Source organism: Butyricicoccus sp. (assembly GCF_050872565.1).
Classification (GTDB): Bacteria; Bacillota; Clostridia; order Oscillospirales; family Butyricicoccaceae; genus Butyricicoccus_A.
This window is the reverse complement of the sequence record NZ_JBNMHC010000061.1, coordinates 1-8,769: the sequence shown is the minus strand read 5'-3', so window position 1 is coordinate 8,769 and position 8,769 is coordinate 1. Positions and strand designations below refer to the sequence as shown.

Sequence of the window (8,769 nt, the reverse complement as noted above, 5' to 3'; positions counted from 1 at the left end):
GTATAAGATTCTCAAGCAGAAGGGCGCGAAGGAGTTCGGCATTCATGCATTCCTCGCTTCCAACACGATTTCTAATGAGTATTATCCGGCTCTGGCACGCATTCTGTTTAAGCTGGCTGTTGAGCTGAAGGAAGAGACCGGTGCACATATCACGTTTATCAACCTGTCTGGCGGCGTAGGTATCCCGTATCGTCCGGAGCAGAACGTAAACGACATCAAGGTCATCGGTGAAGGCGTGCGCAAGGCATACGAGGAGATCCTCGTACCGGCTGGCATGGGCGATGTATCGCTGTACACTGAGCTGGGACGTTACATGCTTGGTCCATACGGCTGTCTGCTGACTCGCGCCATCCATGAGAAGAACACCTATAAGCATTACATTGGTGTCGATGCCTGCGCGGCAAACCTGATGCGTCCGGCAATCTATGGTGCATACCATCACATCACGGTACTGGGTAAGGAGAATGCTCCGTGCGATCATACTTATGATGTCACCGGTTCTCTGTGCGAGAACTGCGATAAGTTCGCCGTTGACCGCCAGCTGCCGAAGATTGACATGGGCGATCTGCTCGTCATTCATGATACCGGCGCACATGGCTTCTCCATGGGCTATAACTACAACGGTCGTCTGCGCTCCGCAGAAGTGCTGTACCGTGAGGATGGCACCACAGAGCTGATGCGCCGTGCAGAAACACCGGCTGATTACTTTGCAACCTTGGACGTTACCGGCCTGTTTAACAAGTAATATCGTCGAATTTTGATCCAATGCCGCAGAGGATACACACGCTGTATTCTCTGCGGCATTTTTGCGTGTGACGCACAATTGTTAAATCTATGTAAGATTTGTAAATATGACGTATCATTTATGTAAAAAATTCGTGCAATTCTCAACATAGAGTGTTATAATAAATTTTGAAAGCCGCAGAAATCTGTCTGTCGAAAAATTGTGAAGAGTGGCGGCAGACCGCTTTCTAAAGCGAAACAACTCGAAATGAGGAGACTATATGGGATTTAGTAACATTCTAGCCTTGTGCGGCGGATTGGGACTGTTCCTGTTCGGCATGAAGTACATGGGTGCCGGATTGGAGCTTGCAGCCGGTCCAAAGCTGAACAACCTGCTGGAGAAGCTGACACGCAACCCGGTTATGGGCTTCCTTCTGGGCGTTTTCGTCACCGCCTGCGTGCAGTCATCTTCTGCGACAACCATTATGTGTATGGGCTTCCTGAACGCCGGTATTATGGACTTGCTTCAGGCAGCTGGCGTCATTCTCGGTGCCAACGTCGGCACAACCATGACGAGTATCTTGATTGCGCTGGACATCTCGTGGCTTGCTCCGGTATGTATTTTTGTCGGTGCTTTGATGCAGATGTTCTGCAAGAAAAAGGTACAGAAATATGTTGGACAGATTATTCTGGGCTTTGGTATCCTGTTCCAAGGTCTGCACACCATGAGTGATTCGATGTCCGGTCTGAAGGACATGCCGGAATTTCAGCAGTTTATTGCCAGCGCGACCAATCCGTTCCTTGGATTCGTTGTCGGCCTGATTCTGTGTGGTGTGATCCAGAGTTCGTCTGCGGCAGTTGGTGTCTTGCAGGCTCTGGCTATGCAAGGACTGATGCCGATGCACTTCGCAGCCTTTTTGATCTGCGGCATCAACGTTGGCTCTTCCATTACACCGTTCCTGTCTGCAATCGGTGCAAAAAATAACACCAAGCGGGCAGCAGTTATTTACTGTGTATATAACGTGATTGGCGCGATTATCTTCATTCCGATCTGTATGTTGACGCCGTTTGTCAATATCTACAACCTGTTTACATCGAATACGGTTGTACAGATCTCGATGTTCCATATCACCTTCAAGTTGGTAACAGCACTGATCCTGTTGCCGTTTGTTCGTTGGCTGGTCGATATTTCGTACCGTGTCATTCCGAAAAAGGTGCACGAAAATGCCTATCGTTTTGTTTACATTGACTCCAAGCAGATTGATGCGCCGAGTGCGACTATCCATCAGCTGTATAAGGAATCCGAACGCATGGGCGGCATGGTTCGGGAAAACTTAATTTTGGCAGCAGAAGGTATGCTGAACAATGACGTCAGCCAGGCGGAAAAGATTCGTGAGACAGAGAATGTCATCAATTTCCTCAACCATGGCATCACAGACTATTTGGTACAGTTCAGCGGTCACAGCCTTCCGGCGCATGTACCGCAGTTGGTCGGCAATATGTTCCATTTGGTTGGTGATTTGGAACGCATCGGCGACCATGCCATCAATCTGTTGGAAAAGACCGAGCAGTGCTTGGAAAAAGATCTGATTTACTCAGAAGAAGCTCGACAGGAATTGAAGAACATGTATGAAGCAGATCTCTTGCTGTTTGATCGTGCGTTCAGCGGATTCCTGTGTCATAACCTGACTGAGCAGGATGCATTGGAGCTGCATCATATCGAAGACAAGGTAGATAATATGAAGCGCAATTATGAGAACAATCATATCAAGCGCTTGAGCAACAAGCAGTGTGCCACAGAGCCGGGCATTATCTTTGTAGAAGCCCTGCACGATTTTGAAAAAATCGGCGACCATGCTGATGATATGGTATTTATTGCGCGGAAAAATGCACAGATTTCCGGCGGCATCCGTCCGCCGGTATTGAGCACGGATCCGGCTTAAAAAAGAGACAACAATCCGGCAGAACACGGACAATCCTGTGTTTTCTGCCGGATTTTGTTATATTCTTGCTATTTTACGATTTTTTCACACACACAGAGGAAAATCGTGGTACACTAAGAGTAAATCATATAATAAGGGGAAGAATGATGAAAAAACAATTATCTGATTCGTTTTCTATTCGCAATACAACCATTCGCAATCGTATCTGTGTGCCGCCAATGGTGATTTACAACTGGTCAGATGGCAGTGGATATGTCGATGACAAACACGTAGAACATTACCGTCGTTTGGCGCGCGGCGGTGCCGGACTGATTATTCAGGAGGCAACCTGTGTGACAGAGGAAGGCAAGCTGGCGCAGACGCAGCTCGGCATTTGGGAAGATGGACAGATTGAAGGTCTGCGCCGAATCACCGATGCCGTTCATGCAGAAGGATGTCCGATTTTTGTACAGATTCATCATGCTGGTATTGTTGGTATCGCGCAGCACGCGCTGTGTCCCAGTGCGTATGTGCTGGGAGATAAGACCGGTGTAGAGATGTCTGTCGAACAGATTCATACGATGCAGCAGGCGTTTATTTCTGCGGCACGGCGCGCGTATCAGGCGGGCTATGACGGCGTAGAGCTGCATGGATGCCATCGGTATTTAATGTGCCAATTTTTCAATTCCAGAGTCAATACGCGCACGGATACCTATGGCACGCATCCGGAACAATTTGTGCTGGAAATTCTGGACGGTATTCGCAAGATTGTGCCGGAGGATTTTGTGGTTGGCATTCGCTTGGGCGCGTTTGAGCCGACGTTGCAGGATGGCATTCGCCACGCCAAGATATTGGAAGAGCATGGCATAGATTTTCTGGATATTTCCTATGGATTTACCGAGGAACAGGAAGCAGAAAAGCCGGCAGATTTTCCGTATAAAGACATTATTTATGCGGCGGGAGAAATCAAAAAGCAGGTATCTGTTCCTGTTTTCGCTGTCAATGGCATCCGCGTGCCGGAAGATGCGCGCGGGGCATTGGAACTGACAGATGTCGATATGATTGATGTCGGCCGCAGCTCACTTGCAAATCCGGAGTGGGCGTCGGACGCACTGGCTGGACGAAAGGCAGACAAATGTGTGGATTGCAGTGTATGTCAGTGGCGCATCAATCCGGATCGCTGTGCCGGACGTTTACTGCATGAAAAAAGACAGAAGTGATTGGCATGAGACGCAAAAGACAAAATATTTGGGAAGAGGAATGGGACGATTTGCGCAGGCGGGAAGAAAAGTATATCTATAAAAACTGCGTACAGGGGACGAAGTTGTTTTCCAAGCTCCAAAAAGTCGTCCCCAAAACCCTGCAATCCAAACTGGATGCCGCCTTTATTAAGGCGTTTACTGTGGTCTTTGACAAGGGGACCGGCGTCATTGAGAAGACCTATGACAAGGAAAAACGACAGTCAGAATATGAGGTGCGGGAATATGCGGCAAAAATTCGAGAGGACAAGCAAAATGTGCGCGCCTTTCGCAGAAAAGCGACGGGATATGCCAGAAAAAATTTGCTGTTTTCCTCTTTGGAAGGCATTGGTTTTGGCTTGATCGGATTGGGACTGCCGGATATTCCACTGTTTGTCAGCCTGATGCTGCGCAATTTATATGAGATTTCTCTGTCGTTTGGCTATGACTATGACAACATGGAGGAGCGATTCTTTCAGCTGCGTGTCATTGAAACAGCGCTGTACAGCGGCGAAGAAATGCGCAAACGCGATGAAGATATGAATATCTTGTGCAAAAATTTGTGCGGCAGCAAACAGCAAAAGCCGGAAGAGACAAAAAAATTGGCGTTTGACCTCACTGACCAGATTCATCTTACGGCAAAAGCATTGTCTGATGATATGCTGTACGCGAAATTTATTCAGGGTAAAATGCTGGTCGGCGTGATTGGCGGCGCAACAGATGTCACCGTGCTCAAGCGCATCACGGATTATGCTATGCTCAAATATCGAAGACGGTATTTGTTGGACAGGGAATGGAACAGCGAAGCGGAGCAGAAACAGCCAATATAGAAATATTTTGTAATCATCTTGTTGTGTACATTGCTGGATAAATATGATATAGTTAACAGGAAGGGAGGGAATCTTCATGATGATGACTATTTCTCCTGTGTATATCTGGATCGGCGTGCTGATCTTTTGTCTGGTGGCAGAAGCCTGTACGGTGCAGCTGATTACCATCTGGTTTGCGGTTGGCTCTGTCGGAGCTATGGCGGCAGCGGCGATGGGATTTGGCGAGATCGTACAGCTCAGTGTTTGTCTGGCGGTTGCGATTGTCATGCTGCTATTGCTGAGACCGGTTGTCCGCGGCAAGCTGCTGACAACGATTGATCGGACAAATGCAGACTGCATTCTTGACCAAACAGCGGTTGTCATTCAGACGATTGATGCCAAGCAGGAAACCGGTCAGATTCGCCTGATGGGACAGATTTGGAGCGCACGCGCGTCTGATCCAAACGACTGCATTCCGGAAGGTGAAACGGTTGTTGTCACCGCCATTTCCGGTGTCAAGGCAATCGTAAAGAGGGCGTAAGCAGAACAAGAAGGAGGACGAACATATGGTAGCAATTATTTTGATTTTAATTGTGCTGGTCGTATTGATTTCCAATATCAAGATCGTTCCGCAGGCAAAGGCGTATACGATTGAGCGATTGGGTGCATATCAGGGAACTTGGCAGACAGGTCTGCATTTTAAAATTCCGCTGATTGAGCGTGTGGCACGCCGTGTTACGCTTAAGGAACAGGTTGTGGATTTTGAGCCGCAGCCGGTTATCACCAAGGATAATGTAACCATGCAGATTGATACGGTCGTGTATTTTCAGATTACCGATCCGAAGCTGTTTACCTATGGCGTAGAAAGCCCGATGGCAGCAATTGAAAATTTGACGGCAACAACCCTGCGAAACATCATCGGCGACTTGGAACTGGATGAAACGCTGACATCTCGCGATGTTATCAACACTAAGATGCGCACGATTTTGGATGAAGCAACCGATGCGTGGGGCATCAAGGTCAATCGTGTGGAATTGAAGAATATCATTCCGCCGAAGGCGATTCAGGAATCCATGGAAAAGCAGATGAAGGCAGAGCGCGAACGTCGCGAAGCAATCCTTGTTGCAGAAGGTCAGAAACAATCTGCCATTTTGGTTGCACAGGGCGAAAAGGAATCCATGGTTCTGCGTGCTGATGCAAAGCGTGAAGCACAGATTAAGGAAGCACAGGGTCAGGCAGAAGCACTGATGACGGTACAGAAGGCTCTGGCGGATTCTTTGGTACTGCTCAATGAGGCGGCACCGAACGACAAGGTTCTTCGTCTGAAAGCATTGGAGGCATTTACCAAGGCGGCAGACGGCAAGGCAACCAAGATTATCATCCCGTCTGAAATTCAGGGCATGGCTGGACTGGCAACCTCGTTGCAGGAAGTATGGCAGACACCGAGTCCGAAAGCAAAAGAATAAATATTTTGTATGAAAATAGAAAGCTGGCAGAGAGTACTTCTCTGCCAGTTTTTTAAATGTACGAAACATCCAGTAAAAGAGTTGAAAAAAATAAGGTTTTGCATTATACTGAAATTGTCGATATATATTGATAGAGGATACAAACAGAAGAAGGAGGAACCTTTATGTCGGAAGAACGATTTGAGTTCAGCCCGGAGGTTTTTGATCTGGATGATCGGAAAAGTGTAGAAGCTGTTATTCATTTGCTCGACTGCACTTATGAGCAAGAACATACCGGAAAAACGGCGGAAGATGTTCTGTATGACTTCTGCATGGCCTATTTGGAGGAAGCACAGAATCAGACAACCCTGTCAGATGAAAATATCAATAAACGTCTGAAAGTGATCGTGCAGTGGTATGCAGAACATGCACGCACACCAAATGGTGCGCGCATTATTCCTGAGGATGCAGCGAATGATATTTGCAACAACTGGGATGAATGGCTGAATGGTCCGGAACCGCTGCTGTCCGGTCTGTTTCAAAAGTATGAAAAGAAAAAACAGGAAAGAATGGAAAAACAGACAGGAGAATCTCCGGTTCATGCCACGGCATCTAAAATCAAACAGACCGTGATTTCATCGGATGCTGTACGGGAGAAAGTTTCTTCGCTCCATGTATCCAAAGCAGGTTGGGCTGTTATTGGTATGATTGTCTGTTTTGTTATTGGCGCAATGGCAGGTTGGAAGCTGGCGAATACAGATAAAACCATTCAGCTTACCATTGGCAAACCGGCTGTAGAGAGCAGCGTATCTGTAGAGGAAGGCAGCAAACAGACCACGGAAAAAACAACGGCTGTGATGAAGCTGGGGATGAATGTACGCAGCAAGCCGACGACCAAAAACGCCAATAATATTTTGACGACGCTCAAAAAGGGAGACCGCATTACCGTTTTGAGCAAAGCGGATGACGACGGCTGGATTAAAATCTCTTGTACTGATTCCAATGGAGAAAAGATCTCTGGCTATATGCAGTCAGTATATGACGGAGAAACCGTGTACACAAAAAAATAAACGTAGGAAGCATACGGGAATGAACCGTATGCTTCTTTTTGCGTTGCGATGTATAAAGGTTTCGGATCCAGCATAGGCTGTACACAGGGGAGTGTTGTATGATGCAGACGCGCTGGAAAACAATTGGTATCATAGCCGGTGTATGCTTGGCGATAGGTGCCGTGGCACTGAGCAGAACGGTTGGAAAGACGGTTCCGGAACATGTACCGGGTGACACAGAGATGCAGGAACACACGACGGTGCAGGAAGAACAGATGACCACACAGACCTACGACAGTTCGTTTTTCGTTTCTCTTGTACAGGACACATGCGGAGATGTCTTGCCTCTTACTAATCTCGCTGTAGAAATCCAAGAGGATGAGAAAATAGCAGTTTCGGGTATTTTGTCAAAGAAACAGGCGGCAGAGCTGCTAAGTCAACAATCAGACAGCATGGCACAGTCGTATGCTGCGGTTTTGGAATTTTTGCCCGAAGAATTGCCCGTGTCTTGTCAGCTTCAGCTGCAAGCAAACAACGGAAAAGCGAATCTTATATTACAGAAACTGTCTGTAGCATCTATGGAACTGCCGAGTGACTGGATGCAAGAAGATTTGTTAGAGCCATTGGAACGAAATCTTCGGATAGAACTGGAAAAAACATTCCCTTCGATTGTTTCGATTGCTTCGCAAGATGGAACACTGCATATCTCTGGAGAAAGCAAATAGCCTGCACACAGCAGGCTATTTGCTTGAGATTGCAATTTTTTGAGCAAAATGCTATACTTGAATTAGAATGTGGCTTGGAACATATCGGCCGCTTCCATTGCCTCGATGAGAGAATCACAGCGACGATACCCGAACTGTCTGCACCAGATTTCGGTTTCTTCAAAATCAGATAGCTGGTCTTCGTCTGCAAGATCGGGATCCCATTCGTCCTCGTCACAGACACGGGCGTATAGCTCACATTCTTCTTCGTCATAAACGAGAAAAACACCCCAGCCGGTCGAAGGACAGATAAATACATCTGTCATCATTTTCATAGATTGTCATTCCTTTCGTGTAAAAATAGGAGGAAATTATGCGTGTTGTCACTGTCGCCCAAATGAAACAAATCGAAAAAGACGCCGATGCCCATGGTGTTTCTTATTATCAAATGATGGAAAATGCCGGAACAGCGGCGTATCATATCCTTCGCCAGCGCGTGCCAAATGCGCGAAGCATCACGGTACTGGCCGGAAAAGGAAACAATGGCGGAGATGGCTTTGTCATTGCACGTCTTGCCGCACAGGATGGATTAGCTGTTACGGTAATTCTTGCGGAAGGTGAGCCGGTCACGCAGGATGCAAAGACCAATTATGCGCTGCTGCATCAACTGCCAATCACGATGCAGATCATAGATGACGTGGACGAGACAACTGCCGATGTTATCGTCGATGCATTATACGGTACAGGATTTCATGGACAATTGCGCCCGTCCGGACGAAAAGCCTGTGATCTCATGCAGCGTTCCGGCACGTATATTGCCGCATTGGATTTGCCGAGCGGATTACAGGCGGACACCGGTATCGCGGCGGAGGGCGCAGT

General features: G+C 47.6%; 9 protein-coding genes and 1 pseudogene. 9 read left to right on the top strand and 1 reads right to left on the bottom strand.

The window, feature by feature from the left end:
* The 8 genes and pseudogenes from ACR0P9_RS04285 to ACR0P9_RS04250 all read left to right on the top strand — a co-directional run.
* Window positions 1-745: pseudogene (locus ACR0P9_RS04285) on the top strand (diaminopimelate decarboxylase); the annotation flags it as partial.
* 259 nt (window positions 746-1,004) lie between these two features.
* Window positions 1,005-2,666 (top strand): Na/Pi cotransporter family protein, encoded by a 1,662-nt coding sequence (locus ACR0P9_RS04280; RefSeq protein ID WP_432617646.1) that lies wholly within the window; start codon window positions 1,005-1,007, stop codon window positions 2,664-2,666.
* Window positions 2,667-2,812: 146 nt separating this feature from the next.
* Window positions 2,813-3,865: a tRNA-dihydrouridine synthase gene (locus tag ACR0P9_RS04275; protein ID WP_432617644.1), complete on the top strand. Its 1,053-nt coding sequence runs from the start codon at window positions 2,813-2,815 to the stop codon at window positions 3,863-3,865.
* Between the two features lie 5 nt (window positions 3,866-3,870).
* A complete protein-coding gene (locus ACR0P9_RS04270) occupies window positions 3,871-4,713 on the top strand; it encodes an EcsC family protein (RefSeq protein WP_432617642.1) in 843 nt (280 codons plus the stop codon).
* A gap of 76 nt (window positions 4,714-4,789) precedes the next feature.
* Window positions 4,790-5,233: an NfeD family protein gene (locus tag ACR0P9_RS04265; RefSeq protein WP_432617640.1), complete on the top strand. Its 444-nt coding sequence runs from the start codon at window positions 4,790-4,792 to the stop codon at window positions 5,231-5,233.
* A gap of 25 nt (window positions 5,234-5,258) precedes the next feature.
* Complete coding sequence (locus tag ACR0P9_RS04260; protein ID WP_432617638.1) at window positions 5,259-6,158, top strand: SPFH domain-containing protein; 900 nt, start codon at window positions 5,259-5,261, stop codon at window positions 6,156-6,158.
* 164 nt (window positions 6,159-6,322) lie between these two features.
* Window positions 6,323-7,207 carry an SH3 domain-containing protein gene (locus tag ACR0P9_RS04255; protein WP_432617636.1) on the top strand — a complete coding sequence of 295 codons (885 nt, stop codon included), beginning with the start codon at window positions 6,323-6,325 and terminating at the stop codon, window positions 7,205-7,207.
* 98 nt (window positions 7,208-7,305) lie between these two features.
* Window positions 7,306-7,911, top strand: a complete 606-nt coding sequence (locus tag ACR0P9_RS04250; RefSeq protein ID WP_432617634.1) for a hypothetical protein — start codon at window positions 7,306-7,308, stop codon at window positions 7,909-7,911.
* A gap of 62 nt (window positions 7,912-7,973) precedes the next feature.
* On the opposite strand, the gene ACR0P9_RS04245 is transcribed toward ACR0P9_RS04250, so the two are convergent.
* Window positions 7,974-8,225 carry a hypothetical protein gene (locus tag ACR0P9_RS04245; protein ID WP_432617632.1) on the bottom strand — a complete coding sequence of 84 codons (252 nt, stop codon included), beginning with the start codon at window positions 8,223-8,225 and terminating at the stop codon, window positions 7,974-7,976.
* A 38-nt stretch (window positions 8,226-8,263) separates the two neighbouring features.
* Here ACR0P9_RS04245 and ACR0P9_RS04240 point away from each other — a divergent pair.
* Window positions 8,264-8,769 (top strand): NAD(P)H-hydrate epimerase (locus ACR0P9_RS04240; RefSeq protein ID WP_432617630.1); only part of this gene is annotated, 506 nt, incomplete at its 3' end.

Bases quoted from the DNA above. Each gene is read 5' to 3' on its own strand.
- ACR0P9_RS04280 (WP_432617646.1), top strand. From the start codon at position 1,005: ATGGGATTTAGTAACATTCTAGCCTTGTGCGGCGGATTGGGACTGTTC.
- ACR0P9_RS04275 (WP_432617644.1), top strand. From the start codon at position 2,813: ATGAAAAAACAATTATCTGATTCGTTTTCTATTCGCAATACAACCATT.
- ACR0P9_RS04270 (WP_432617642.1), top strand. From the start codon at position 3,871: ATGAGACGCAAAAGACAAAATATTTGGGAAGAGGAATGGGACGATTTG.
- ACR0P9_RS04265 (WP_432617640.1), top strand. From the start codon at position 4,790: ATGATGATGACTATTTCTCCTGTGTATATCTGGATCGGCGTGCTGATC.
- ACR0P9_RS04260 (WP_432617638.1), top strand. From the start codon at position 5,259: ATGGTAGCAATTATTTTGATTTTAATTGTGCTGGTCGTATTGATTTCC.
- ACR0P9_RS04255 (WP_432617636.1), top strand. From the start codon at position 6,323: ATGTCGGAAGAACGATTTGAGTTCAGCCCGGAGGTTTTTGATCTGGAT.
- ACR0P9_RS04250 (WP_432617634.1), top strand. From the start codon at position 7,306: ATGATGCAGACGCGCTGGAAAACAATTGGTATCATAGCCGGTGTATGC.
- ACR0P9_RS04245 (WP_432617632.1), bottom strand. From the start codon at position 8,225: ATGAAAATGATGACAGATGTATTTATCTGTCCTTCGACCGGCTGGGGT.